Here is a 24,332-nt window from a genome sequence, read left to right as displayed (position 1 = left end):
GTTCTCCGCACAAGTGAATTATTTGGCTGTCGGCATGCTGAATTCAGGGCCCTTGGCAATACTGTCGGGCCAGCGCTGCATCACGCTTTTGTAACGGCTGTAGAAGCGGATGCCTTCTTCACCGTAAGCGTGGTGATCACCGAACAGCGAGCGCTTCCAGCCGCCGAACGAATGCCAAGCCATCGGTACCGGAATCGGTACGTTGATGCCGACCATGCCAACCTTGATGTTGCGGGCAAATGAACGGGCGATGCCGCCATCGCTGGTGAAGCAGGACACGCCGTTGCCGAATTCATGGGCGTTGATCAGCGCCACGGCGCTGGCGAAATCCGGCACGCGCACGATGCCCAGCACCGGGCCGAAGATCTCTTGCTGGTAGATGCTCATCTCAGTGGTGACGTTATCGAACAGCGTCGCGCCGACGAAAAAGCCGTTCTCGGCCCCCGGCACCTTGAAGTTGCGCCCGTCGACAATCAGCTGCGCGCCCTGGGCCACGCCTTCACCGATAAAGCCCTCGACCTTGGCCTTGTGCTCGGCAGTCACCAGCGGCCCCATGTCGCTGTCGCCCTGCATGCCATTGCCGACTTTCAGTTGATCGATACGCGGCAGCAGTTTGGCAATCAGTTGGTCGCCGACATCACCGACGGCCACGGCAATCGAAATCGCCATGCAACGCTCACCGGCCGAGCCGTAAGCGGCGCCGATCAATGCATCTGCCGCTTGGTCCAGATCAGCATCGGGCATGACGATCATGTGGTTCTTCGCCCCGCCCAGCGCCTGTACGCGTTTGCCGCGCGAGGTCGCTTGCTGGTGGATGTACTCGGCAATCGGTGTCGAGCCGACAAAGGAAATCGCCTCGATGTCCGGGTGTTGCAGCAAGGCATCGACCGCGGTCTTGTCGCCCTGGACCACGTTGAACACACCGTCCGGCAGCCCGGCTTCGGTCAATAATTTCGCCATCAGCAAACTGGCCGACGGGTCGCGCTCGGAGGGTTTGAGGATGAAACAGTTACCGGTGACCAGCGCCAGCGGGATCATCCACAGCGGCACCATCACCGGGAAGTTGAACGGCGTGACACCGGCGCAGACGCCCAACGGCTGGCGCAGGTTCCAGTTGTCGATGCCGCCGCCGATGTTGTCGCTGAAATCGGTTTTCAGCAGGTTCGGCGCACCGCAGGCGTACTCGACGATTTCGATGCCGCGCGTCACTTCGCCCTTGGCGTCCGAGAACACCTTGCCGTGTTCGCGGCTGATGATTTCCGCCAGTTCATTGTGATGACGGTCGAGCAGTTCCTTGAACTTGAACATCACCCGCGAACGGCGCAGGGACGATTGCTCGGACCACGCCGGAAACGCCTTCAGGGCCGAGGCGACGGCTTCGTCCACGGTCTTCTGGCTAGCCAGCCCGACCCGCGCCTGTACCGCGCCAGTGGCTGGGTTGAAGACATTGCTGAAGCGCTCGTTGCCGCTGTCTTGCACCTGACCGTCGATGTAATGGCCTATTACCGGGGCATCGCTCATTGTTCTTGTTCTCCCTTTGAATGTTGAAATTCAGGCTTTTTAGTTCAGAGCTCAAGCAGCCAACTGTGCTGCGGATCGTTATGGAACTGCCAGACGCGTTTCGGCCCGGCCATCACGTTCAGGTAATACGACTCGTAGCCGTAGGGCACGCTGACCGGGTGATAGCCCTTGGGCACGACGACCAGGTCGCTGTTTTCCACGGCCATGGCCTGGTCGATACTGCGATCGTCGGTGTAGACCCGCTGGAACACGAAGCCCTGGGGCGGATTGATCTGGTGGTAATAGGTTTCTTCGAGAAAACTCTGGTGTGGCAGATCGTCGGTGTCGTGCTTGTGCGGCGGGTAGCTCGAGGAGTGCCCGGACGGCGTACGCACTTCCACCACCAGCAGCGAATGGGCCGGTTCGGTGTCCGGCAGGATGTCGCAGACGTAACGGGTGTTGGCGCCCTTGCCACGCACACTGCGCTTCATGCTGTCGGGTTTGATCAGCCGTGGGCCGAGGTTTTCGGCGGTCGAACCGGGCGCGGCGCAGACGGCGATCTGCACGTCGCTGAGTGCGACCACTTGCGCCTGACTGCCCGGTGGCAAGTACGCGGCGAACGGCGACTTGTCTTCGAACACCGATTGGCGATCGCCGATGTTGTCCCAATCGAACGCGCCCTGCCCCGGCGCTTCGCCCTTGATGCTGACCCGACCGCTGAGCAGCACCAGGCACAGTTCCTTGTCACCGGCGCTGACCGGCAGGGTTTCGCCGAGGCTCAGGCGGTACGCGGCGAAGCCGACGTACTCCAGCTCCCCTTGCCCCAACTCGACCATGGTCCGCCCGCGTGCATTGCTCTTGACCAAAAGGCTCATCACTTAATCCTCTCGTCGAGCAGCGCACGCAGCGTGTCGTAGCCTTTTTTGGCATAGACATAACTCGGTGCCACCGCCGGATCCTGCTCGGCCTCGACCACCAGCCAGCCGTGGTAATCGGCACCCAGCAGCACGTCGAGCAAGGCACCGAAATCGATGTCGCCATCGCCGGGCACGGTGAACGTACCGTTGATGATGCAGTCCGGGAAGCTCCACAGGTTGTTGCGCGCCAGTTGCACCACCGGTTTGCGCACGTCCTTGAAATGCACGTGGCAGATGCGTTCGATGTGTTTGCGCAGCACCTGCAAGGGTTCACCGCCGCCCATGTAGCAGTGGCCCGAATCGAACAGCAGGCCGACTTCGCTGCCGGTCAATGCCATCAGTTTGTCGATGTCCGCCGGGGATTCGACGTAGGCGCCCATGTGATGGTGATACGCCAGGCGCACGCCCTGAGACAGGGTGAAGCGTGCCAGTTCGGTGAGTTTGTCGGCGTAATCCTGCCAGGCCTGTTCGGTGTGAAAACGCGGGCGCTCGACCAGTGGAATGCGCTGACCTTGAATCGAGTCGGCGACTTCGCCATAGACCAGCACCTTGGCGCCGTTCTTCGCCAGTAGCTCGACATGGCTGGCGATGGCGTCGATTTCCTCGGCCACGGAACGGCGGGCCAGACGGCTGGAATACCAGCCAGACACCAGCGCCAGATCGTAGGGCCGCAGCACGTCGCCGACGCCTTTGGCATCCTTGGGGAATTTACCGTTGAGTTCGAAGCCTTCGTAGCCGATGTCCTTGCCTTCGCTGAGGGCGGTGTTCAACGGCGTCTCGCCACCGAGGGACGGCAAGTCGTCGTTGCTCCAGGAGATCGGGTTGATGCCAATTCGGATAGCGGGCATGGCTGCACCTTTTATTGTTTTCTAAATTACCGTTGAGTCTGAGGCCGCCTTCGCGGGCAAGCCTCGCTCCTACAGAACACCGCAGCTTCCCGTAGGAGCGAGGCTTGCCCGCGAAGAACGATAACGCGGTGTTACGTCAGGCCCGGGCCGTGCGCCAGGCATCGATCAATTCGACGAACGTGCCCTGCACCTGGCGGATCAGCGTTTCGTCGTCGATTTCACCGGCCATCCACGCGCGGCTCGGCTCCTGGAAAATCGTCCGGCCTACGGCGAAACCACGACAGGTCTGGCTCTGGCTGGCCTGCTGAAACCCTTCGGCCAACGCCGCCGCCGGTGCATTCAAGCCCAGCAGCACCACGCCACGGCAGTACGGATCGCGTTCCTGAATCAGCTCGTCGAGTTGTTTCCATTCCTCGGCGCTTTGCGCTTCGATCTTCCACCACGCCGGGTAGATACCCAGGTTGTAGAGGCGTTTCAGCGCGCGATACAGCACGTCCGGATGCTGTGATGGGTGATCCTTGGGCGGAATAATCTCCAGCAGCAGTTCATGACCGCTGACTTGCGAGGCCTGATACAAACCCTTGATCTGCGCTTCCTGCTCCAGACGCAGCAGGGGTTCGTCGTCGGGGTGGAATTGCACCAGGCATTTGATGATCTGCTCTTGTGGCCAAGCGATCAGGTTGCTGCCAATCGAGCGACCGTGTTCGAACGCCAATGGTCGCGAACCCTGTACTTCCACCGGCCGCGCCACCCACCAGCCGCGACCGGTGGCAGCATTCAGCGAGTCCTGACCGAAACGTTGATCGGCCAGCAAGCCGACGTCGGCGTCGACGCCCTGCTCACGCAAATCCGCTTCGACCCGTTCCACGGCCTGGATAAAGAGTTGTTTGAGTTCGCCGATCGCGTTCAGGTCGCGACCGCCCTTGTGGGCCAGCTCCACCAATTGCCCGCGATGATCGAAGGCAAAGATGAACAGTTGTTTCCACTGTTTGCGCGGCACACTGACCTGATGCAGACGCTGCAACACGGCGTCCTGATCCGGCCGGGTAATTGGTACCGGGCTGTTGAATAGATAGTCGAGTTCGGCACGGGTCGGCATCGCCGGGGCGCATGCATGGCGCGACACCACCAAGCCACCGCAGGCATTGGCCAACTGGCAGCAACGCTCGACGCTGGCGTCCTCCAGCCAGCCGCTGAGGAAACCGGACATGAAGGCATCGCCGGCCCCCAGCACATTCAGCACTTCGACGCGCACGCCGGGGTAGATCGCGCCGTCTTCGAGACGCGCCGGGATCGCTCCGTGAATCACCGTGCAGCCTTGCGGGCCGAGCTTGACCACCAACGTCGCCGCGCTCAGGCGCCGGACGTTCTGCAATGCAGTGAGCAAATCCTCGGAACCCCCGGCAATCAGGAATTCTTCTTCAGTGCCGACGATCAGGTCGAAGCGCGGGAGGATTTTCTGCACGTGCTGGCTGACATTCTGGTCGGCGACGAACCGGGTTTCGCCGTCCGCCTTGCCGGCCAGCCCCCAGAGCACCGGGCGATAGTCGATGTCCAGCACCCGTTTGACGTTGTGCTTTTCGGCATAGTCCAGCGCCTGGATGCTCGCCTTGTAGACGCCATCGGTGGAGAAATGGGTGCCGGTGATCAGCAAGGCTTTGCTGGAGGCGATAAAGGCTTCGTTGATGTCTTCGGCGCGCAACGCCATGTCGGCGCAGTTTTCGCGGTAGAACACCAGGGGAAAGGTTTCACGGTCCTTGAGGCCCAGCAGGACCATGGCGGTCAGGCGTTCCGGATCGACCTTGATGCCGCTGACGTCGCAGCCTTCACGGGTCAGCGATTCAACGAGGAAGCGACCCATGTGGTCGTCTCCTACCCGGCTCAGCATCGCCGACTTCAGACCTAGCCGAGCGGTGCCGAAGGCGATGTTGGCGGACGAACCGCCGAGGTATTTGGCGAAGCTGCTTACATCCTCCAGCCGCGCTCCGACTTGCTGCGCATAGAGGTCGACGCCTAGGCGCCCCAGGCAAATCAGATCCAATTGACGCCCACTGGCAAAACGAGTCTGGCCCATGCTGGCTCCTGTTATTTTTATCAGCCTGCGTTCGGGGCGATGAAGGCGCCGAACACTCTTGGTGGATGCAGACTAAAACGACCGGGACCGAACAATCAATAATTATTCCAAATATTTTTTGCGTGGAATATTTTTTCCAATAAACTTCTACACAAGCGTTCCAGACACAGTGCATCGTTTCAGCAGACCCCAAGGCGGGCGCAAGCTCAAGATTTTATTCCGGCCTACCCTGTAGACTGCGCACAGCCAACCTATTGTCAGGGGATGACCCGCCTGTCATCTCTATAAGCACAAGCCAGAAGGATTCCTTATGTCCCGCACCGATCAGCCGGCTACGACCGAGAGCACGCCCGACAGCGATCTCGCCAGCCCTCCGATCAATGCCGAGCGTTTGTTGCAGCTGATCACCGATGAATACGAAAGCCTGCCGCGCCAGCTCAAACGCATCGCCAGCTACATGAGCCAGCAGAGCGACCGGATCATGGTCGACCGCATCAGCGACATCGCCCGCGAATGCGAAGTGCACCCGTCGGCCATCGTGCGGTTTTCCCAGCGTTTCGGCTTCAGCGGTTTCAGCGAAATGCAGGCGCTGTTTCGCGAGGCCTACACCCACAAGACCACGCCGGTGCAGAACTACCAGCAGCGCATCCGCAGCATGATCGCCAACAAGTCCCAGAAGGCCAGCGGCGGCGATCTGGCGCGCGAATGCATCAACGCCACCCTGTCGGGCATTGAACGGCTAGGGTTGGAACTCGATGACCAGGCCTTCGACAAAGCCGTGGACCTGGTGGTGAATGCCGACAACATCTACGTGGTCGGGGTGCGTCGCTCGTTCGCGGTGGCCGATTACCTGGTCTACAACCTGCAACACACCAACAAGCGCATCCACTTGGTGTCGGGTCTGGGCGGCAGTTACCGCGAGCAGATGCGCAGCGTGCGCGCCAATGACCTGGTGATTGCCATCAGCTTCACGCCCTACGGCAAGGAAACCCAGCACTGCCTGCGTATTGCCCAGCACCATCAGGCGAAAACCCTGATCATCACCGACAGCAACCTTTCACCGTTGGCCAAGCGCGCCAACACTGTGCTGCTGGTCAACGAAGGCAGCTCGTTTGCCTTCCGCTCGCTGAGTGCGACCTTGTGCCTGTGCCAGGCGCTGTTTATCGCCGTGGCTTATCGACTGGAATTGAAGGTTGATGAGATTCATGAGCAGGTAGGTTTTGAGGATTAGCGCGAGGCCGTTTGCAGGTCGCTGAACCTCAGCTAAGGTTGTCCATCCCCCAAGGACCGTCAAGGAGAGGCTCAATGAAACTGATCGGCATGCTGGATTCGCCCTACGTGCGGCGCGTCGCCATTTCCGCCAAGTGCCTGGGCATACCGCTGGAGCATGAGTCGGTTTCGGTGTTCAGAAACTTCGCGCAGTTCCAGCAGATCAACCCGGTGGTGAAGGCGCCGACCCTGGTGCTGGATGATGGCGAGGTGTTGATGGATTCGACGCTGATCATCGACTACCTGGAAGCTCTGGCTGCGCCGGGTAACAGCCTGATACCCAACGATCTGGAGCAACGTTTGCGCTCGCTACGGCTGACCGGCCTGGCGTTGGCAGCATGTGAGAAATCGGTGCAGCTTTATTACGAACGTAACCTGCGGCCAGCGGAAATTCAGTACGCGCCTTGGGTGGAACGAGTCGAAGGACAATTGGCTGCGGCGTATTCGGCGCTGGAGCGGGAGTTGGAAAAACAGCCGCTGAAAACCGACGGTTCGATTGCGCAAGACGGAATTACCCTGGCGGTGGCCTGGAGTTTTACCAACCTGATGGTGCCGGATCAGGTGGAGGTTGCGCAGTTTCCACGGATCAGCGCGTTCACGGCGTATGCCGAGGGGCTTGAGGTGTTTGTCGGTACGCCGATCGATTGAGAATTGTTGCGCCAGTACCGAAGTCTTCGCGGGCAAGCCTCGCTCCTACAGGTAATCAGTGCCCGCATGATCGGCGCAGAACCTGTAGGAGCGAGGCTTGCCCGCGAAGGCGTCCTCAAGCACTCCATTTCTGCCGCGCCCGGCACCGATCTTCAGCTGGAAAACACGTAGTGCCCTTTGACTTTCTTCGAGCCCAGGAAGCCCAGATCCGGGAACAACAGCGTCTTGAGGTAAGCGACGAAAAACACCATGCCCAAGGTGATTGCCGCACCCATGAGCGTCAGCAACGGATCTTCCTCAAACCCCTGAAACATGCGTGGAAACTGGCTCAGGGACAGGATCACGTAAATGGTGTAGGCCTGCGCAACATTCCTGTAAAAACCCCAGGCGAACAGCAGCGGCACCCCTGCGGCAAACAGGGTGAAAAACACAGCGGCACCTGGCCCGATCATCGAGCCGAGGAAGAATCCGAAGACTGCACCGAGCAACGCTTGAGCAATCGTCAGAAACAGTAATGCCTTGATCTTGCCGGAGTGCCGCTGACACAGCGCAGGGTCCGCATAGGCACCGATCCAGTACGCCAGCACCCGATCCTTGACCTCCCCGCCGGACAGCGTCTTGAAAATTTCGGTCTTCGAACGCCCGCTTTCGAGCATCGTCACCAGTTGCCGTTTGCTTTCCTTTTTGTCCAAGGTATTTCTCCTGTGAGGCAACACAAAATTTAAGTGGAAGCAGCTGTGCGTACACAGGGGTGATTCTCGCTGTATCAGGGACGGAAAAGCAAAACGCCGCTTCTACCTGAAGTAAAAGCGGCGTAGACAAGCGCCTCAAGGAGTCAATGCGTGAGCAAGGCAATCAGAATGATGATCGGGATCGGTACGCCAAGAAGGAACAGCAATATAGAGCGCATGAGGGTTCTCCCGGGTTAGCGAACAGGTGGCAGTGTCGTGGTTGTGGTGGTGGTCACGTAGGCATCGGTTTCCAGGTACTCCACGGCATCCCGACGACGACCGCCGAAGATCGCGGCGAGGCTGGCAAAAAATGCACCGGCCAGCAGCGCGACAAACATCCACAACGCCGTCAAGGCTGCGACTTTGGCTGCGGTGTCAGCCGCTTGTTGCGCAGCCAGTTTGGCGTCGGCGACGGCTTTTTGGGTGCGGGCATAGACTTCATCGACACGACGTTCCGCATCCGCTTGCGTGAGGTTGGTCCGCTGGGCGACCAGTTGTGCCAGGTAGGTCCGATCCTCGGGCGCCAATTGACCGTCGTTACGCAGGCTGCGCGCGAAGATCCGGGTGACGGTGCCATTGACGGCGTCCTCGCTGACAGCGACGGGTCGATCATCACGAAACAGGCTGTCGATAAAGTAACCGTACGGGTCATTGTCGGTATGACCGACCGCGCTACCGGCAGCCTGGGTCATGGCGCTGGCGGCACCGCCGGCGACCGTGGCCCCGGCCTGCACGCCGCCGCTGACGATGTTGCTGACCGAGCCGACCACCAGGGTCGCGGTCACCAGCGTCGCGATACACCAAGCCAGGAAGCCATGGGCGGTGTCACGGAAGTAGACCTCATCGCCGTGCAGGTAGGCCCACCTCACCCGCAGGCGACCGGCGATGTAGCCGCCGAGCCCAGACGCCACGATCTGAGTAAAGGCCAGCCAGATAATCGTCGAGATACCCAGGCCCTTGGCGCTGACGCCTTCATGGGCCCACGGCGAAACCGCCGAAAAACCCAGGCCAAAACCAAGCAGTACGAGAATCAGCGACAACGCCGCAGCCGCCGCAGCCCCGGCGAAGATAGCGGCCCAGGACACGCCCGAGAGCGTGCTGAACTCATCTGCGACAGGATAAAAACCATCAGAGGATCTGTTCATTGTTGTAGTGCTCCAGGCAGGTATTACAACTCGTCAAACGAGCAATTGCAGTCAACGTGCCAGTCGCACTACTTAAATAAATCGTTCTATTTCAAATAGTTGAAAACAATGAACTTCTCAGGGTCATGCAGTTTGCAAGGAGCCGGCCATATCGGCGGGTTTTATGCATTGCGCTAAACGAATTACTTGCGCTTGTAGCTCTTGTTGCCGCTGGGCGTCAGGCAATACACCCCGCCTCTTGGCCCGGTGCAGAACGTGCCGGTGCCGCAGGCGCAACCATCGGAATCCTGCAACAGCGTCTGCGGACGCGCCTGGCTTTCACTACCAAACATCGCCGAGCAGCTTTTCTTCGAACCACTGATGGAACCGTCATTGCACAGGAACAGATCGCCGTCGCAACGATCGATGCCGCCCTTCTTCCCCGAACATGGCGTGTTGGCAGCCCAGGTAGATGAGCCGACCATGCACAACAACAGCAAAAACATCGGCATCCAGCCACGAACCATTAAAGTGCGCACAGTGCAGCTTCCCTTTAGAGTTATGGCCGGATGATATCAACGTTCCAGCCAGGCTCACGAGACAACATGAAAGTTAATTTAAAAAGTCGCGCGTAATTCTTGGCAAAATGAGCCCCACTTCGTATTGAACCGATTATCAGGCAAGCCCTATGACCCGCATCTTGACCATCGAAGACGACGCTGTGACCGCCCGGGAAATCGTCGCTGAACTGAGTAGCCACGGCCTCGACGTGGATTGGGTCGACAATGGCCGCGAGGGTCTTGCGCGCGCGGTCAGCGGTGACTACGACCTGATCACCCTCGACCGCATGCTGCCGGAGCTCGATGGGCTGGCGATTGTCACCACCCTGCGCACCATGGGCGTGGTCACGCCGATCCTGATGATCAGCGCCCTCTCCGATGTCGATGAACGGGTGCGCGGCCTGCGCGCCGGCGGCGACGATTACCTGACCAAGCCGTTCGCCACTGATGAAATGGCCGCCCGGGTCGAAGTCTTGCTGCGCCGGCAAAACACCGTGACCGCCCAGGCCACCACGTTGCGCGTGGCGGATCTGGAGCTGAACCTGATCAGCCACGAGGCCAGCCGCGACAGCCAGTTGCTGACGCTGCTGCCCACCGAGTACAAGTTGCTGGAATTTTTGATGCGCAACACCGGGCAGATTCTGTCGCGGATGATGATTTTCGAAGAGGTCTGGGGTTATCACTTCGACCCCGGCACTAACCTGATCGACGTGCACATCGGCCGTCTGCGCAAAAAGATCGACCCGCCAGGCAAAGTCCCACTGATTCGGACGGTGCGAGGCTCGGGTTATGTCATTGCTGAACCCCTCTAAAGGCTGGCGCTCCTCCAGCAGCCGCTTGCTGGCGCTCTACAGTTCGCTGTTCGTGGCCTGGAGCGGGATTCTCATGGGGGTCATGTACTACGAGGTGTCCAGCTACCTGGACACCTTGGCCAAGCATTCGTTGATGCAACGTCAGCATCTGTTTTCCCGATTTCAGGGCGCGCAACTGGAGGACGCCCTCGCCGCCAGTGTGACCTTCGACGTTCGCGGCATCGATGCCTATGGCCTGTTCGATGACCAGCGGCGCTACCTCAGTGGCCCCTTGCGCCAGATCCCCCAAGGCCTGCCGCTGGACGGCAAGATTCACATCCTGGGCGACTGCGTCGATGCCGACGACCCGACCCTGCCCGCCGACAGTTGCGATGCCGCGGCGACCCGGACCCTGGACGGGCGCTGGCTGGTGCTGGTGCGGGACAATGGTTCGTTGTTTGCGGTGACCCGGATCATTCTGCACGCGCTGCTGTGGGGCGTGTCGCTGACCATTCTGCCCGGTATCGCCGGCTGGCACTTATTGCGACGGCGCCCGCTGCGGCGGATCCGGGCGATCCAGGCCAGCGCCGAAGCCATCGTCGCCGGCGACTTGACCAGACGCCTGCCGCTGTCCAACCGCCGTGATGAGCTGGACATGCTCGCCGCCATCGTCAACGCCATGCTCGAACGCATCGAACGCTTGATGAACGAGGTCAAAGGCGTGTGCGACAACATCGCCCATGACCTGCGCACACCGCTGACGCGCCTGCGGGCGCAGCTGTACCGGATTCAGCAGCAGGCCGATGACGGTTCGACGCTGGCCGTGCAACTGGATTCGGTGCTCGGCGAGGCCGATACCTTGATGGCGCGTTTTCGTGGCTTGCTGCGAATTTCCGAGCTGGAGGATCGCCAGCGCCGTTCGGGTTTCGTGCAACTGGACCCGGTGCCGTTGCTGCAAGAGTTGCATGACTTTTATCTGCCGCTAGCGGAAGAAGGCCAATTGACCTTTGAACTGCAACTGCCCGAGTCCCTGCCCCGGTTCAATGGCGACCGGGCGCTGCTGTTCGAAGCCGTGGCGAATTTGCTGAGCAACTCGATCAAATTCACGCCGCCGGGTGGCAAGGTGATTTTGCGTGGGATGAATGACGCCGGGCATACACGAATCGAAGTACTCGACTCCGGCCCCGGCATTGCGCTGGCCGAGCGTGAGGCGGTGTTTCAGCGCTTCTATCGCGCCGAGGGCGGTAACCCGCAAAGCGGTTTCGGGCTGGGGTTGTCGATCGTCGCGGCGATTGTCAGCCTGCATGGGTTTACGCTGGAAGTGGGCAGCAGCGAACTGGGTGGTGCGCTGTTGGTACTTGATTGCCGGCAGAGTTTGATTGCTCAGGCCTGACACCATCGCCATCACAAAGAAGATCCAATGTGGGAGCGGGCTTGCTCGCGAAAGCGGTGTATCAGTCGACATCACTGTTGAATGTCAGACCGCTTTCGCGAGCAAGCCCGCTCCCACAGGGGATTTGCTTGGGCCCGGATACTCGATTCAATACCCCGGAACCTCGCGCAAAAACACCGGCAGGTCAGTGATCGGCGGCAAGGCCGGAATCTCGACGTACATCTGGACCACCCAGCCTCGGTGATAACTGGCGTGGTTGACCACATGCAACAGCATCGCGCCGGCGCTCATGATCCCGCTTTCCCCCGAGACGGAGGTGAATTCGATGGGTTGATCCAGAGAATCGTCGGTCTGGGCCGCACTCCATCCACAGAACCATTGATCGATCTCCTGTTGCGCCATTCGCAGCTCGGGGAGTTCGGTATGGAGCAGGTCATGGGAGGTTTTGAAGTCGTGCCCTCGGCCCTCCAGGTGGGCTTGCCAGATGCAGTCCACCACGTAGATATGGTTCAAGGTGCCGATGATGTTGTTGAACACCGACACCCGTTTGCGGTTGAGCTCTTCCGGTGGCAGCGCCATGAGGCTGTCAAAGAGTCGCTGATCGGCCCAGTGCCTGTAATCGGCGAGCATGCGGGCAGTGCGTACGTTGATCATCAGAGGTCTCCCATGAGGATGGGCGCATTGCCAAGAATAGCCCTCGCGGTGAACGGCATCGCAGACACTGATAACCGGCACCTTCACGACGACCTCTGCAGCTGGCGCTAGGTGGGAGCGGGCTTGCTCGCGAATACGGACTGCCAGTCGACAATGATGCTGCCTGACACACCGCTTTCGCGAGCAAGCCCGCTCCCACATTGGGCCAGCGGCTACAGGATTTCGTCGCGAATCAAATCAAGATCAGACGCTGCACCACCCGGTCAGCCAGCGCCAGGCAACTGGTCAGCCCTGGTGATTCGATGCCGAACAGGTTGACCAACCCCGGCACGCCATGCACATCCGGGCCGCTGATGATGAAGTCGGCGGCCGGTTCGCTCGGCCCGCTGATTTTCGGGCGAATCCCGCTGTAGGCCGGTTGCAGGCTGTTATCGGGCAATGCCGGCCAGTAACGCCGGATCGCCTGATAGAAACCTTCGCTGCGGCGGGGATCGACGCGGTAATCGACTTGCTCGACCCATTCGACATCCGGCCCGAAACGCGCCTGACCGCCCAGGTCCAGGGTCATGTGTACGCCCAACCCGGCGCTTTCCGGTGCCGGGTAAACCAGATGCCGGAACGGCGCCCGGCCGCTGAAACTGAAGTAACTGCCCTTGCACAGCCAGGCCTTGGGAACGTGCTGCGCTGGCAAGCCTTCGATCCGGCTCGCCACTTCAGGCGCGGACAATCCCGCGCAGTTGATCAACTGACGACAGCTCAACGTCATCGGCTGAGCGCCACCCATGCGCAGCTCGAAACCGTGCCCGGTGCAACGGGCCGACTCCAATGGCGTGTGAAAGGCTATCGAAGTACCGCACGCTTCAGCATCGGCCTGAAGCGCCAGCATCAGGGCATGGGAATCGACGATGCCGGTGGACGGCGACCAGAGCGCGGCAACACAGGATAACGCCGGTTCAAGCGCCCGCGCCCGCCCGGCCTCCAGCCATTGCAGGTCATCGACACCGTTGCGCCGGCCCTGCTCCAGCAACGCCTGCAAGGCATGGCGCTGACGTTCATCGGTGGCCACGATCAGCTTGCCGAGACGCTGGTAATCGACGCCGCGTTCATCGCAGAAGGCGTACAGCCGTTGCCTGCCCTCCACGCACAACTGCGCCTTGAGACTGCCGCTCGGGTAATAGATCCCGGCGTGGATCACTTCCGAATTGCGCGAGCTGATGCCCACGCCAATCCCCTCGCCCGCCTCGACCAGAATCACTTCTCGCCCGATCCGCGCCAGGGCTCTGGCCACCGCCAGCCCGACCACACCGGCCCCGACCACCACGCATTCGATATCGACGTTCACCTGCCCTCCCCCCATTCAAGCCAGCCCTCGCTCCCGATAATCGACCACGCTGGAGATTATCGCCAGCATGCCCATGAAGATCCCGTCACGGGTTACCTACGGTCTATGTAGGGTCGGGTGTTCGTCAGGTACCACGATCCGGCTGCGTGATCAGTGGCTGACTATGGCGCAACCGTGCGGTTCTGAGCACTCACCTGTGCCTATATCGAATCGGCAGGGAACTCCTGAGCACCGTCAGGCATCCTAAATTATGTGTTACTTCCTTTACGCTTTCGGAGGACGCCGTCATGCGCCGTCTGTTGCTCATATCTTCACTAGTGCTTTGTTTGCCCGTTGGTTCGGCCATGGCCGATGTAGACGCAAAAGATGTCGCCACTTCGGCCGGGGTCTCCGCATCGCTGTACTCGACGTTCAAGGATGACAAAATCGTGATTCCCGCACGGGATGATGCCTCTAGCTTCGTGGCAAGTGGCGGTACGATTCGCGGCGTTTATCTGGAGTCGGTGCTGAAGGAAATTCGACAGAATCATCCCGACCTCAAGGCAAGCGATGAGGACCTGGCCAAAGCGATCCTCGCTCAATAAAGTCCAGTCAGTCGCTGAAACCTGTAAAAGTCAGCCGTGGGGCTCGCAACACCGGGATAGTGTTCGAGCCCTAGGTTGCTTGCGCCCCAGCGGACAGGCGCGCCCAGCCGGCGACCAATTGCGCGCTGACGCTGACGCCGCCGCACACCACAATCACCACATCATGGGCCTCGGCAATCGCCGGATGGTCGAGGTACGCCACCGCCAATGAAACGCCGCACGCTGGCTCGACCAACTGACGCAAGTCGTTGGCGTAACGGACCACTCCCATGATCGCCTCATCATCGCTGAGCACCACGCATTCATGCGCAAAATCGAGGATGTGTTGCACCGGCCAGGCCGCCACCTGCGCCGCGCCAAGTGAGGTGGCGACGGTGTCGATGCGCGGCAATCTGACCGGGTGGCCGGCACTGATGGCCGCCGCGAAAGACGCTGCGCCCTGGGTTTCGCACGCAACGATTCGACAATCCATGCGCTGATGACGAATCAGTCCAGTGAGCAGGCCCGCCAGCAACCCTCCGCCGCCCACCGACGTCACCAACACATCGACCTGAGGACAGTCCTCGAGAATTTCATCGATCATCGTGCTGTGCCCTTCCCACAACACCGGATGATCGAAGGCCGGCACGTATTCGGTGTCCGCGCCCTTTGCGAGTTCTTTCGCCCGTTGATTGGCTTCGTCCCAGACCTTGCCATGAACGATCACCTCGGCACCGGTTTTCCTGATCCTGGCGCGGGTGGTTTCCGGGGTGGTATTCGGCACCACGATGCAGGCTTTCAGCCCCAGGCTGACAGCGGCCACAGCGGTGGCCAACCCGGCATTCCCCCCGGAAGGACAGACCACTTTGCGCTTGCCCTGCTCCGCGGCCTGACTGCACAGCAGGCCCATGCCGCGCAGCTTGAACGAGCCGCTGGGTTGCAGGTTTTCCAGCTTGAGCCAGATTCGCCGGGTCGGGGTTGACAGGCCTGGATGCAGAATCAGGGGCGTTCTGATGTGAAGCATCGTGTGCTCCTTGTGACGCTCCCGGCCCAGCGAAATGTTCAACGCGCCGGGAGTGAATAGATAGAATCATCCTTATCCAAGCTTAGTTCACCCAGCCCCGCGACTAACATCCTGGCGATAACGCGCTGCCCCGCGTAGGAGCTGCCGCAGGCGGCGATCTTTTGATTTTTGAGCGATATTGATAGGGGCAAGGTCAAAAGATCGCAGCCTGCGGCAGCTCCTACATGTCCTTTGTGAAGTCAGTCATGAAAATCTCGGCCAAACTCGCGTTTTTCGCCCTCGTCAGCACCCTTGCCTACCTCTCTCTGGCGGTAGTCGGGCTGGGCGGGTTGGCAGCTTTTTTCTCGCACCCGCCGTTGGTGGTCATTGCGCTTGCAACCCTGGTGATGGCGGTCGTGTCTTTGTTCAGCGAGGGCAACCTGAGCTCCGGCGAACGTGAAGACCGGGCCAATCGCTGGGTATTGCCGGTTTTCGGGGTACTTGGGCTGTTGAGTGGGTACCTGCCAGCCTATACCGACCGGATCGACTTCTGGACCTTCGGTGGCGAGGGCGTGCGTTGGCTGGGCGCGTTGCTGTTCATCGTCGGCGGCGCGCTGCGGATGTGGCCGGTGTTTGTGCTGGGCAAACGCTTCAGCGGCCTGGTGGCGATTCAGCCGGGGCACCGGCTGGTCACCGACGGGATTTATCGGACCTTGCGCAACCCCAGCTATTTGGGGCTGCTGGTCAATGGCGTGGGCTGGGCGCTGGCCTTTCGTTCCGGGGTCGGGTTGCTGCTGGTGGCGCTGATGTTGATCCCGCTGATCGCCCGCATTCACTCCGAAGAAGCGCTGTTACGCACGCAGTTTGGCAGTGAATATGAGGCTTACTGCGCCCGTAGTTGGCGATTGATTCCCGGGATCTACTGAACCCACCACAATCTACTGTGGGAGCGGGCTTGCTCGCGAAGGCGGTGTATCAATCGACATCAATGTTGAATGATGAACCGCCTTCGCGAGCAAGCCCGCTCCCACATTAAAGCGTGTACAGGCTGATCTGGCTGTGGAGATCCACTCGTGCCTCGACCGAGTCATAACTGGCCAAAGTGGCGTGCGGGGTCTGGAGCGGATGAACATGGGTCGCGGTGATGACCATGACGTGGCCGCCCGCCGCTTCACCCGCACGAATCCCCACGGCGGCGTCTTCAAAGATCAGGCACTCGGTGGGCTCGACCCCTAACCGACTGGCGGCCAGCCGATACCCCGCTGGGTCGGGTTTGCCGGCGCTGACGTCTTCGGCGGTGACCATCACCAAAGGCTCGGGAATACCTGCCGCCGCCATTCGGCGCAAGGCCAGCGCCCGTGGCGCCGAGGTAACGATGGCCCATTGGTTGGCGGGCAGCGACTTGAGGAAACTCGCCGCACCGGCCACTTCGACAATCCCTTCCACATCCTCGATTTCCGCCTCGGTGATCCACGCGGCTTCAGCTTCGGCGTCCACCCCGGGCAAGGCCAGACGAGTGATGGTGTCGATGGCGCGTACGCCATGGATGGTCGGCAGGAAGGTATCGACATCGACACCGTGGCGCAGGGCCCAGGTGGTCCAGATCCGCTCGGCGGCAGCGATGGAATTGAGGACAGTTCCGTCCATATCGAACAGAAAGGCGCGGTACGAAGTATTGAACACGGAGGCTTGAATGGACAAAGGGCGACTTCCAGAACCAGGCGAATGTTGTCAGGCAATGTACATCACCCACGGAGCTGCCGGTTCGAATGCAAGGCGTTTTGCACACAATCGAGCAACTGTCCCACCGCCCAAGGTTTCTTGATGAACGCAACCCGATGCTTGACCCCCGAACTTTTCGGGGTTTCGAAGCCGGACATGATCATGATTGGCTTGTCTGGCCAACGGTCGCCGAACTGATTGGCCAGGTCCGCGCCATTGAGTTTGCCCGGCATGGTGATGTCCGTCAGCAACAGTCCTACCTCCGGCGCGTGCTGCTCCAGAAACTGCGACGCGGCGTCTGCGCTGACCTGTGGTTCAACCGCAAAGCCCTCCTCCTGAAGAATTTCGCAAAGAAACTCCAGAATCAACGGGTCGTCCTCCACCACAAGAATCAAACCGTCAGACAAGTGTGCGCCCGCCGTTGATACTGGACCCATGACTGTGTCACTCCCTGATTACGTAAATGATTTGCGCGGGCTCAAATCCGCCACCTACAGGTATGAACAGCGGACTTCGTGGAAAATTCATTTTTGATACACCTGACGTGGACATTCTCCGTCCAGGCTGACAAATACGACCGTTTGTCAGCGCATAATTGTGGTTAAAATGCCGCCCCCCCATGCATGGCCGACTTTGCCCGATGAACCCAGATGCCCTCTCCGTCCTCCACGACCATTTGCTGACTGCGCTTGCGGCTGCGCCCGCAGAAACCCGTCGGCTGTTCCACGGCCGTGGCCGCTGCTGGCCGGGGCTGGAGCAATTGACCGTCGACTGGCTGCAGGGCGTGGTGCTGGTCTGCGTGTTCAAGGAACCGCAAGCGTCGCAACTGGACGATTTGAAGCAGCGGCTGATGGCGATCACGCAGTCGCCTGCATGGGCGACATCCGGCGCGCATACCTTGCTGCTGCAACATCGATACCTGCAGGAAAGCACCACCGAATGGCTGCTCGGGGAGCCGATCGAGGAGATGACGATCACCGAGGGCGGCCTGCATTATCGCGTGGACCTGGGCCGCAAACAGAACACCGGCCTGTTCCTCGACATGCGCTACGGCCGCGATTGGGTGCGGGCCAATGCTGATGGCAAGCGGGTGTTGAACCTGTTCGCCTATACCTGCGGGTTTTCGGTGGCCGCCATTGCGGGTGGCGCAACGCATGTGGTCAATCTGGACATGGCTCGCTCGGCCCTGAGCCGTGGCCGCGACAATCATCGGCTCAATGGGCATGACTTGAGCAACGTGAGTTTTCTCGGCCATGACCTGTTCAAGTCCTGGGGCAAGGTGATCGGCAAAGGCCCATATGACCTGGTGATCATCGACCCGCCGTCCTTTCAGAAAGGCAGTTTTCTGCTGACCAAGGATTACCAGCGCGTGCTGCGCCGCCTGCCGGAATTGCTCAGCCCACAGGGCACGGTGCTGGCTTGCATGAACGATCCGGCGTTCGGTGCGGACTTTCTCATCGATGGCGTCACCCGCGAAGCGCCAAGCTTGCGGTTTGAGCAGCGACTGGAGAATCCGCCAGAGTTTCCCGATGCCGATGTTGAGTGCGGGTTGAAGGCGTTGGTGTTCACGCTGAAAAACTGAGTCACCGCTCGCCCACAAGGTATCAACGCGGCTGCAACACCAGCGCAAACAGCTCCCCATGCCCACTCACATTGAGCTTGTGATAGAGATTGCGCCGATGCACCTTCACCGTTTCCGGGGAAATACCCAGTTGCTGGGCGATGGCTTTGCTGGAGAAGCCCTGGAGAATCAACCGCGCCGTTTCGACTTCGCGCACCGATAAACGCGCGTCGAAGCGATCCAGCAGGGTCGCCAGATCGCCGGCCACGGCCTCGGCGGTCGGCCCTTCCGGGGGCATCAGTTGCAGGTGACGGCGCATGGCCGCCAGCACCCAATCGCGCACACACAGCAGACGGCCCTGCTCTTCAAGGGTGAACGTCGTCGAGCGCCCCAACGATAAACCGAGTACCGCGCCGTCGACGTTGACCATGAACTGCAACTCGTCGCGACCCACCACCGAGCGGAAGTAGCTCAGGTAATACTCGCTCTGCTGAAACTGGTCGGGAGCCACGGCGGCCAGGCTGTGCAAGCCATCGGCAATACCGGCACAAGCGGCCTGGTAGAACGGATCGAGCAGGTACATGCCGGCGCTGTAGTCCGCCAGTTCTTCATGCTCGTCGGCGCCACCCTTGGAGTCGAAATCAATCAGCAGCCGTGGCACTCGCCCCGATCGCATTACCGCGACCAACGCGTTATCCAGCGGCACCAATAGCCGTAGCGTGTCCACCAGCGCACGCCAGAACCCGTCCTGAGCCAACGCCGCAAAGACCCGCGCCAACCCCTGGTGCACCGGCAATTCTTTGAGCAACGCGTCCACGCCCTACCCCTTTCGAGTAACCCATGATGGGAATGGGTGAGTCCCCCGCCTGCCGATACGCTGCAAGCACCTGATCATCACCGGCCTGCAGCAGGCCAGGAGTGCCGCATCATGAGTTGTCATCGCTCGCATATCAACCTGGGACTGGGCGCCTGTTTGTGCGCTTCGCTCTCGGCGGTCGCCGCTGACGCCCCCACCGTGAACGTCTACAACTGGTACGACTACATCGGCCCCAACACCTTGCAGGATTTCAAGCGCGACACCGGGATCCAGCCGGTTTACGACACCTTCGACAGCGCCGAAGTCCTGGAAGGCAAACTGCTGACCAGCCGCAGCGGCTACGACGTGGTGGTGGCCAGCAACTTCAGCCTGCCGACGCTGATCAAGGCCGGGGCGCTTGCACCACTGCCTCGCGCGCAAATGCCTGATTACAAAAACATGGATACCGCGCTGCTGGCGAAACTGGCCAACAACGATCCGGGTAACCAGTACGCTGTGCCGTATCTATGGGGCACCAACGGCATCGGCTACAACGTCGACAAAGTCCGCGCCGCCTTGGGTAACAAGGCGCCGGTGGACTCCTGGGAGCTGGTGTTCAACGAAGCGAACCTGGCCAAGCTCGGCGAGTGCGGCGTGGCGATGCTCGACTCGCCTTCGGAGATGCTGCCGGTCGCGCTGCATTACCTGGGCCTGCCGCCCAACAGCACCAACCCCGAGGACTACAAGAAAGTCCAGGCGCTACTGCTCAAGCTGCGCCCGCACATTGCCTACTTCAATTCTTCAAAATTCATCAGCGACCTGGCCAACGGCAACATCTGCGTGGCGGTGGGTTGGTCCGGCGCGATGCTGGAAGCCAAGACCAACGCCGAACAAGCAGGCAATGGTGTGAAGATCGCCTACAGCTTGCCGAAGGAAGGGGCGCCGGTGTGGTTCGACACCTTGGTGCTGCTCAAGGACGCGCCGCATCCGCAGCAAGGCCTGGCGTTCATCGACTACTTGATGCGCCCCGAAGTCATCGCCCCGGTCACGGACCACCTGTCCTACCCCAACGGCAATCGCAGCGCGACCCGCCTGGTGGCCGAGGCGACTCGCAACAACCCTGCCATTTACCCGCCGACCGAGGCCTTGGCCAAGCTGTTTACCCTTGAACCTCTGCCCAAGGCGACCGAGCGCGTACGCACGCGCGTCTGGAGCGCCGTGAAAAACGGTCAGTGATCCTACGCAATCCCTGTGGGAGCGGGCTTGCTCGCGAAAGCGGTGTGTCAGACGACATCAATATTGACTGTGCCGCCGCCTTCGCGAGCAAGCCCGCTCCCACAGGTTCCTTACCTTCGGGTCAATAAGCCCCCTTTTTTCAGACCAATCGAACATGAGAACCACCATGAAACCACGTGCCCGCGACCTGAACATTCAGTTCGGCCAACTGCAACCCGGCCCCCTCAACGCCATCACCGATGTGCCCGGCGTACGGGTCGGCCACAGCAATGTGCGAGGACGAACTGCCAGCGGCCGCAACATCCATACCGGTGTCACGCTGATCGAGCCGCGTGACGGTTCCGCCAATCAACAGCCATGCTTCGCCGGCGTCCATGTGCTCAACGGTAATGGCGACGCCACGGGGCTTGAGTGGATTCGCGAGGCCGGTCTGCTGACCAGCCCGATTGCCTTCACCAACACCCATAGCCTGGGCATCGTGCGCGATGCGCTGATCGTTTTGGATCGTCAGGAGCAACCCGACGATGGGCGCCTTTACTGGAACATGCCCGTGGTGCTGGAAACGTTCGACGGCTTGCTCAACGACATCAACGGTTTTCATGTACGCCCGGAACATGTGGCCGAAGCGCTGCGCACAGCCGTCGGCGGCCCGGTCATCGAAGGCGCGGTGGGCGGTGGCAGCGGGATGATCTGTCATGAATTCAAGGGCGGGATCGGCACCGCATCGCGCCGGCTGAATGGTGCTCAAGGAGGCTGGACCGTCGGCGCAATCGTCCAGGCCAACCACGGCATTCGTCACGAATTACGCGTCGACGGTTACCCCGTGGGGCGTTATATGGAGCAGGTCGACTCGCCCTTCCTCAAAGCCTCCCTGCCCCATCCGGGCATGGGCTCCATCGTCGTCTGCCTGGCCACCGACGCGCCTCTTTTACCCCACCAATGCACGCGCCTCGCGCAACGTGCCAGCCTCGGCCTGGCCCGCACCGGTGGCGGCAATGAAGACCACAGCGGCGACATTTTCGTGGCCTTCGCCACCGGTAATCAGCACGTGCCGCCAGCCGCTTATGAAGGCAAAGGCGCCCCCACCTGCGACCACCTGAGGATGGTCAACAACGACCACATCAGTGAGCTGTTCCTGGCCGCCACCGAAGCCGTGGAAGAAGCCATCATCAACGCCCTGTTGGCCTCGAACACCACCGAAGGCAACGGCCATACGGTGCCGGGCCTGGATGCCAACACCTTGCTCAAAGCGCTGCGCCAGGCCGGTTGGCCGGGGGGATTAGACTAATGGTACTTGAGTGCCAGCCACCGGCTTCTTACGATGGTTATACGTAGCGGTTGGAGGTTTAAAGCCGTTGCGTAGGTGGTGAGTGAACTGAACCCCAATAAGCTCACCACTTGTTTCATGCGCATCTTGAGCCTCTGGCTCTACTTCCTCCCCATCAAAGAGCTTTGAGGCTCTTTTTTTGTCTGTAAAAACTCCAGCGACCCTAAAGCCCGGCATCTGACCGCAACGCGAGTCAGGACTTTGTAGGAGCCAGGCTTGCCGGCGAAGGCGTCCATAAGAGTGCCTTCGCCGGCAAGTCGGATCGCCCACCGCTGGCTCCTACGAAAAGCGGTTTACTCGCTTACTGACGCCGACTGCAAAACAGCCCCTTCAGACTGAGACCACCCCCGCCAGGACAGCAGCGTAATGCCACCTATACTCCAAACCACCTTCCCCCACGGGGGGCTGCGCTACCAACAATAAAAAGCAGAGGTGGAACATGGTCTGGCAGCAAATCTACGACCCTTTCGATAATCCGATGCTATCAACCATCATGGCGGCGGTGCCGGTGGTGGTGATGCTGGCCTCCCTGGCGTTTTTCCACATCAAGGCGCATCTGGCGGCGTTGTTGGCCCTGGGCTCGGCCTTGTTGATTGCGATTTTTGCCTTCGGCATGCCGGCGAACATGGCGGGCTCGGCCGCGCTTTACGGCGCCGCCAACGGTCTGCTGCCGATTGGCTGGATCGTGCTCAATATCATCTTCCTGCACCGGCTGACCACCGAGAACGGCTCGTTCAAAGTGCTGCAAGACTCCCTGGCGCGCATCACTGACGATCGACGTCTGCAACTGCTGCTGATTGCCTTCTGCTTCGGCGCTTTCTTCGAAGGAGCCGCCGGTTTCGGCACCCCCGTGGCGGTGACCGGAGCCATTCTGATCGGGCTGGGCTTCTCGCCCCTGGCCGCGTCTGGCCTGGCGTTGATTGCGAATACCGCCCCCGTGGCATTCGGTGCCCTGGGCACGCCCATCATCACCCTGGCCAAAGTGACCGGGCTGGATGAAATGGAGCTGTCGATGATGGTCGGCCGGCAACTGCCATTTTTCTCGGTGATGGTGCCGTTCTGGTTGATCTGGGCCTTCGCCGGCTGGCGCAAGATGCTGGAAATCTGGCCGGCGATCCTGGTCGCCGGGGTCAGCTTCGCCATACCGCAATTTCTCGTGTCCAACTACCACGGGCCGATGCTGGTGGATGTAATCGCCGCGCTGATTTCCATGGCCTGCCTGACCGGTTTCTTGAAGGTCTGGAAGCCGGCCACTGTGCATACCTCCGCCGCGTTGTCAGGCCGGGCCGACGACTCCAGAGTAGAGCCTGACCCGGATGAGAAACCCAGCGCAACCTTTGCCAGCGACGCCAAACCTGCCGTGATGCGGGCGTGGATGCCATGGATCATCCTCACGGTCTTCGTGTTTGCCTGGGGCACCCAGAGCTTCAAAAACCTGTTCGATACCCGCCCGGTCATGGATCCCCAAACCCACTCGGCCAAGCTCGATCCCCAAGGCAAGCCGATGCGCGAGGCCAACCCGATCTTTGCCCCGACCTTGACCTTCGCCACGATTCACCAACAGATCGAAAAGGTGCCGCCCGTGGTCCCTACACCTAAAAAAGAGGACGCGGTCTACAAGTTCACCTGGCTCACCAGTACCGGCAGCGGCATCTTGCTGGCGGCGATCCTCGGCGGGCTGCTGATGGGTTATTCCATCCCGCAGCTGCTGCACCAATACGTGCGAACGCTGTGGGTGGTGCGTTACTCGCTCATCACGATTGTGGCCATGCTTGCCCTGGGCTTCCTGACCCGCTACTCGGGCCTGGACGCCACGATGGGGCTGGCCTTCGCCGCAACGGGCATTTTCTACCCCATGTTCGGCACGTTGCTCGGCTGGCTCGGCGTTGCCCTGACCGGTTCGGACACGGCCTCCAACGTGCTGTTCGGCGGCTTGCAACGGGTGACCGCCGAGCAGTTGGGCCTGAGCCCGGTCTTGATGGCGGCGGCCAACAGTTCCGGCGGGGTCATGGGCAAGATGGTCGACGCCCAGTCGATCGTGGTCGCGTCCACCGCCACCCGCTGGTACGGCCATGAAGGGGAAATCCTGCGCTACGTGTTTTTCCACTCCGTGGTGCTGGCGATTCTGGTCGGCGGGCTGGTGACGTTGCAGGCCTATGTGGCGCCGTTCAGTCATATGGTGGTGGGCGGGAATTAACCGAGGCGAGCGCTGTTAACCATGGCCCGGCATCGCAACCCGGGCCATGGCTCACGCCCGAACCGCCGTTCACATC

The 24,332-nt window shown here is 60.7% G+C and carries 23 protein-coding genes; 10 read left to right on the top strand and 13 right to left on the bottom strand.

Translation table 11 applies throughout. The features are described from left to right. Positions 1-18: 18 nt before the first annotated feature. The 4 genes from KW837_RS04105 to iolC form a co-directional block, all read right to left on the bottom strand. Positions 19-1,521 carry a CoA-acylating methylmalonate-semialdehyde dehydrogenase gene (locus KW837_RS04105; protein WP_218394614.1) on the bottom strand — a complete coding sequence of 501 codons (1,503 nt, stop codon included), beginning with the start codon at positions 1,519-1,521 and terminating at the stop codon, positions 19-21. Positions 1,522-1,565: 44 nt separating this feature from the next. Next, the gene (gene iolB / locus KW837_RS04100) at positions 1,566-2,375 is read right to left on the bottom strand and encodes a 5-deoxy-glucuronate isomerase (protein WP_218394613.1); all 810 of its coding nucleotides are present in this window, start codon (positions 2,373-2,375) and stop codon (positions 1,566-1,568) included. Further along, entirely contained in the window at positions 2,375-3,265 is an 891-nt protein-coding gene (iolE, locus tag KW837_RS04095; RefSeq protein ID WP_218394612.1) for a myo-inosose-2 dehydratase, read from the bottom strand. Before iolE ends, iolB begins: the two co-directional genes overlap by 1 nt. Positions 3,266-3,401: 136 nt before the next feature. After that, positions 3,402-5,339: a 5-dehydro-2-deoxygluconokinase gene (iolC, locus tag KW837_RS04090; RefSeq protein WP_218394611.1), complete on the bottom strand. Its 1,938-nt coding sequence runs from the start codon at positions 5,337-5,339 to the stop codon at positions 3,402-3,404. A 310-nt stretch (positions 5,340-5,649) separates the two neighbouring features. Here iolC and KW837_RS04085 point away from each other — a divergent pair, with 310 nt between their 5' ends. Together KW837_RS04085 and KW837_RS04080 are read left to right on the top strand one after the other, a co-directional pair. Beyond that, positions 5,650-6,570, top strand: a complete 921-nt coding sequence (locus tag KW837_RS04085) for a MurR/RpiR family transcriptional regulator (protein ID WP_007907898.1) — start codon at positions 5,650-5,652, stop codon at positions 6,568-6,570. A 74-nt stretch (positions 6,571-6,644) separates the two neighbouring features. Next, complete coding sequence (locus tag KW837_RS04080; RefSeq protein WP_218394610.1) at positions 6,645-7,256, top strand: glutathione S-transferase; 612 nt, start codon at positions 6,645-6,647, stop codon at positions 7,254-7,256. 152 nt (positions 7,257-7,408) lie between these two features. Here KW837_RS04080 and KW837_RS04075 read toward each other — a convergent pair whose 3' ends face one another. From KW837_RS04075 to KW837_RS04065, 3 genes are all read right to left on the bottom strand, one after another. Further along, positions 7,409-7,948 (bottom strand): hypothetical protein, encoded by a 540-nt coding sequence (locus KW837_RS04075; protein WP_218394609.1) that lies wholly within the window; start codon positions 7,946-7,948, stop codon positions 7,409-7,411. 233 nt (positions 7,949-8,181) lie between these two features. After that, positions 8,182-9,132, bottom strand: a complete 951-nt coding sequence (locus tag KW837_RS04070) for a hypothetical protein (protein ID WP_218394608.1) — start codon at positions 9,130-9,132, stop codon at positions 8,182-8,184. 182 nt (positions 9,133-9,314) lie between these two features. Beyond that, the gene (locus KW837_RS04065; protein WP_218395149.1) at positions 9,315-9,638 is read right to left on the bottom strand and encodes a hypothetical protein; all 324 of its coding nucleotides are present in this window, start codon (positions 9,636-9,638) and stop codon (positions 9,315-9,317) included. Positions 9,639-9,799: 161 nt separating this feature from the next. On the opposite strand from KW837_RS04065, the gene KW837_RS04060 reads away from it, so the two are divergent. Then, positions 9,800-10,483, top strand: coding sequence for a response regulator transcription factor (locus KW837_RS04060; protein ID WP_192342768.1), 684 nt, complete (start codon positions 9,800-9,802; stop codon positions 10,481-10,483). Beyond that, positions 10,461-11,855: a HAMP domain-containing sensor histidine kinase gene (locus KW837_RS04055; protein WP_218394607.1), complete on the top strand. Its 1,395-nt coding sequence runs from the start codon at positions 10,461-10,463 to the stop codon at positions 11,853-11,855. Before KW837_RS04060 ends, KW837_RS04055 begins: the two co-directional genes overlap by 23 nt. A 147-nt stretch (positions 11,856-12,002) precedes the next feature. Here KW837_RS04055 and KW837_RS04050 read toward each other — a convergent pair whose 3' ends face one another. Beyond that, the gene (locus KW837_RS04050; protein WP_192342766.1) at positions 12,003-12,509 is read right to left on the bottom strand and encodes a DinB family protein; all 507 of its coding nucleotides are present in this window, start codon (positions 12,507-12,509) and stop codon (positions 12,003-12,005) included. Positions 12,510-12,741: 232 nt separating this feature from the next. Beyond that, positions 12,742-13,851 carry an NAD(P)/FAD-dependent oxidoreductase gene (locus tag KW837_RS04045; protein ID WP_218394606.1) on the bottom strand — a complete coding sequence of 370 codons (1,110 nt, stop codon included), beginning with the start codon at positions 13,849-13,851 and terminating at the stop codon, positions 12,742-12,744. Between the two features lie 287 nt (positions 13,852-14,138). On the opposite strand from KW837_RS04045, the gene KW837_RS04040 reads away from it, so the two are divergent. Further along, positions 14,139-14,435 carry a DUF2388 domain-containing protein gene (locus KW837_RS04040; RefSeq protein ID WP_008012177.1) on the top strand — a complete coding sequence of 99 codons (297 nt, stop codon included), beginning with the start codon at positions 14,139-14,141 and terminating at the stop codon, positions 14,433-14,435. Between the two features lie 70 nt (positions 14,436-14,505). On the opposite strand, the gene KW837_RS04035 is transcribed toward KW837_RS04040, so the two are convergent. After that, positions 14,506-15,438: a pyridoxal-phosphate dependent enzyme gene (locus KW837_RS04035; protein ID WP_218394605.1), complete on the bottom strand. Its 933-nt coding sequence runs from the start codon at positions 15,436-15,438 to the stop codon at positions 14,506-14,508. A gap of 245 nt (positions 15,439-15,683) precedes the next feature. On the opposite strand from KW837_RS04035, the gene KW837_RS04030 reads away from it, so the two are divergent. Continuing rightward, positions 15,684-16,343 carry an isoprenylcysteine carboxylmethyltransferase family protein gene (locus tag KW837_RS04030; protein WP_218394604.1) on the top strand — a complete coding sequence of 220 codons (660 nt, stop codon included), beginning with the start codon at positions 15,684-15,686 and terminating at the stop codon, positions 16,341-16,343. Between the two features lie 106 nt (positions 16,344-16,449). On the opposite strand, the gene KW837_RS04025 is transcribed toward KW837_RS04030, so the two are convergent. After that, positions 16,450-17,118 (bottom strand): HAD-IA family hydrolase, encoded by a 669-nt coding sequence (locus KW837_RS04025; RefSeq protein ID WP_218394603.1) that lies wholly within the window; start codon positions 17,116-17,118, stop codon positions 16,450-16,452. 44 nt (positions 17,119-17,162) lie between these two features. Beyond that, a complete protein-coding gene (locus KW837_RS04020; protein ID WP_218394602.1) occupies positions 17,163-17,576 on the bottom strand; it encodes a response regulator in 414 nt (137 codons plus the stop codon). Between the two features lie 203 nt (positions 17,577-17,779). Between KW837_RS04020 and KW837_RS04015 the strand changes: the two genes are divergently transcribed. Then, positions 17,780-18,721, top strand: coding sequence for a class I SAM-dependent methyltransferase (locus KW837_RS04015; RefSeq protein WP_218394601.1), 942 nt, complete (start codon positions 17,780-17,782; stop codon positions 18,719-18,721). Positions 18,722-18,743: 22 nt separating this feature from the next. Here the strand turns inward: KW837_RS04015 and KW837_RS04010 are convergent, their stop codons facing one another. After that, on the bottom strand, positions 18,744-19,517 hold the full coding sequence (locus tag KW837_RS04010) for a helix-turn-helix transcriptional regulator (protein ID WP_218394600.1): 774 nt from the start codon (positions 19,515-19,517) through the stop codon (positions 18,744-18,746). A 111-nt stretch (positions 19,518-19,628) separates the two neighbouring features. On the opposite strand from KW837_RS04010, the gene KW837_RS04005 reads away from it, so the two are divergent. The 3 genes from KW837_RS04005 to KW837_RS03995 all read left to right on the top strand — a co-directional run bounded on the left by KW837_RS04005 (position 19,629) and on the right by KW837_RS03995 (position 24,256). After that, positions 19,629-20,732 (top strand): polyamine ABC transporter substrate-binding protein, encoded by a 1,104-nt coding sequence (locus KW837_RS04005; protein WP_218394599.1) that lies wholly within the window; start codon positions 19,629-19,631, stop codon positions 20,730-20,732. Positions 20,733-20,898: 166 nt separating this feature from the next. After that, complete coding sequence (locus tag KW837_RS04000) at positions 20,899-22,020, top strand: P1 family peptidase (protein ID WP_218394598.1); 1,122 nt, start codon at positions 20,899-20,901, stop codon at positions 22,018-22,020. 478 nt (positions 22,021-22,498) lie between these two features. Continuing rightward, the gene (locus tag KW837_RS03995) at positions 22,499-24,256 is read left to right on the top strand and encodes an L-lactate permease (protein WP_218394597.1); all 1,758 of its coding nucleotides are present in this window, start codon (positions 22,499-22,501) and stop codon (positions 24,254-24,256) included. The last annotated feature ends 76 nt before the right edge of the window (positions 24,257-24,332 follow it).

Origin of the sequence: Pseudomonas sp. PDM24 (assembly GCF_019218905.1) — a bacterium.
In the GTDB taxonomy this organism is placed as follows: domain Bacteria; phylum Pseudomonadota; class Gammaproteobacteria; order Pseudomonadales; family Pseudomonadaceae; genus Aquipseudomonas.
This window is presented reverse-complemented; position numbering and strand designations above follow the sequence as displayed.

What these genes read in the sequence shown, in the direction of transcription:
- KW837_RS04085 (WP_007907898.1), top strand. Translation starts at nt 5,650, where the DNA reads ATGTCCCGCACCGATCAGCCGGCTACGACCGAGAGCACGCCCGACAGC.
- KW837_RS04065 (WP_218395149.1), bottom strand. Translation starts at nt 9,638, where the DNA reads ATGGTTCGTGGCTGGATGCCGATGTTTTTGCTGTTGTTGTGCATGGTC.
- iolB (WP_218394613.1), bottom strand. Translation starts at nt 2,375, where the DNA reads ATGAGCCTTTTGGTCAAGAGCAATGCACGCGGGCGGACCATGGTCGAG.
- iolE (WP_218394612.1), bottom strand. Translation starts at nt 3,265, where the DNA reads ATGCCCGCTATCCGAATTGGCATCAACCCGATCTCCTGGAGCAACGAC.
- iolC (WP_218394611.1), bottom strand. Translation starts at nt 5,339, where the DNA reads ATGGGCCAGACTCGTTTTGCCAGTGGGCGTCAATTGGATCTGATTTGC.
- KW837_RS04105 (WP_218394614.1), bottom strand. Translation starts at nt 1,521, where the DNA reads ATGAGCGATGCCCCGGTAATAGGCCATTACATCGACGGTCAGGTGCAA.
- KW837_RS04015 (WP_218394601.1), top strand. Translation starts at nt 17,780, where the DNA reads ATGAACCCAGATGCCCTCTCCGTCCTCCACGACCATTTGCTGACTGCG.
- KW837_RS04080 (WP_218394610.1), top strand. Translation starts at nt 6,645, where the DNA reads ATGAAACTGATCGGCATGCTGGATTCGCCCTACGTGCGGCGCGTCGCC.
- KW837_RS04005 (WP_218394599.1), top strand. Translation starts at nt 19,629, where the DNA reads ATGAGTTGTCATCGCTCGCATATCAACCTGGGACTGGGCGCCTGTTTG.
- KW837_RS04030 (WP_218394604.1), top strand. Translation starts at nt 15,684, where the DNA reads ATGAAAATCTCGGCCAAACTCGCGTTTTTCGCCCTCGTCAGCACCCTT.
- KW837_RS04000 (WP_218394598.1), top strand. Translation starts at nt 20,899, where the DNA reads ATGAAACCACGTGCCCGCGACCTGAACATTCAGTTCGGCCAACTGCAA.
- KW837_RS04040 (WP_008012177.1), top strand. Translation starts at nt 14,139, where the DNA reads ATGCGCCGTCTGTTGCTCATATCTTCACTAGTGCTTTGTTTGCCCGTT.
- KW837_RS03995 (WP_218394597.1), top strand. Translation starts at nt 22,499, where the DNA reads ATGGTCTGGCAGCAAATCTACGACCCTTTCGATAATCCGATGCTATCA.
- KW837_RS04060 (WP_192342768.1), top strand. Translation starts at nt 9,800, where the DNA reads ATGACCCGCATCTTGACCATCGAAGACGACGCTGTGACCGCCCGGGAA.
- KW837_RS04050 (WP_192342766.1), bottom strand. Translation starts at nt 12,509, where the DNA reads ATGATCAACGTACGCACTGCCCGCATGCTCGCCGATTACAGGCACTGG.
- KW837_RS04035 (WP_218394605.1), bottom strand. Translation starts at nt 15,438, where the DNA reads ATGCTTCACATCAGAACGCCCCTGATTCTGCATCCAGGCCTGTCAACC.
- KW837_RS04020 (WP_218394602.1), bottom strand. Translation starts at nt 17,576, where the DNA reads ATGGGTCCAGTATCAACGGCGGGCGCACACTTGTCTGACGGTTTGATT.
- KW837_RS04070 (WP_218394608.1), bottom strand. Translation starts at nt 9,132, where the DNA reads ATGAACAGATCCTCTGATGGTTTTTATCCTGTCGCAGATGAGTTCAGC.
- KW837_RS04055 (WP_218394607.1), top strand. Translation starts at nt 10,461, where the DNA reads ATGTCATTGCTGAACCCCTCTAAAGGCTGGCGCTCCTCCAGCAGCCGC.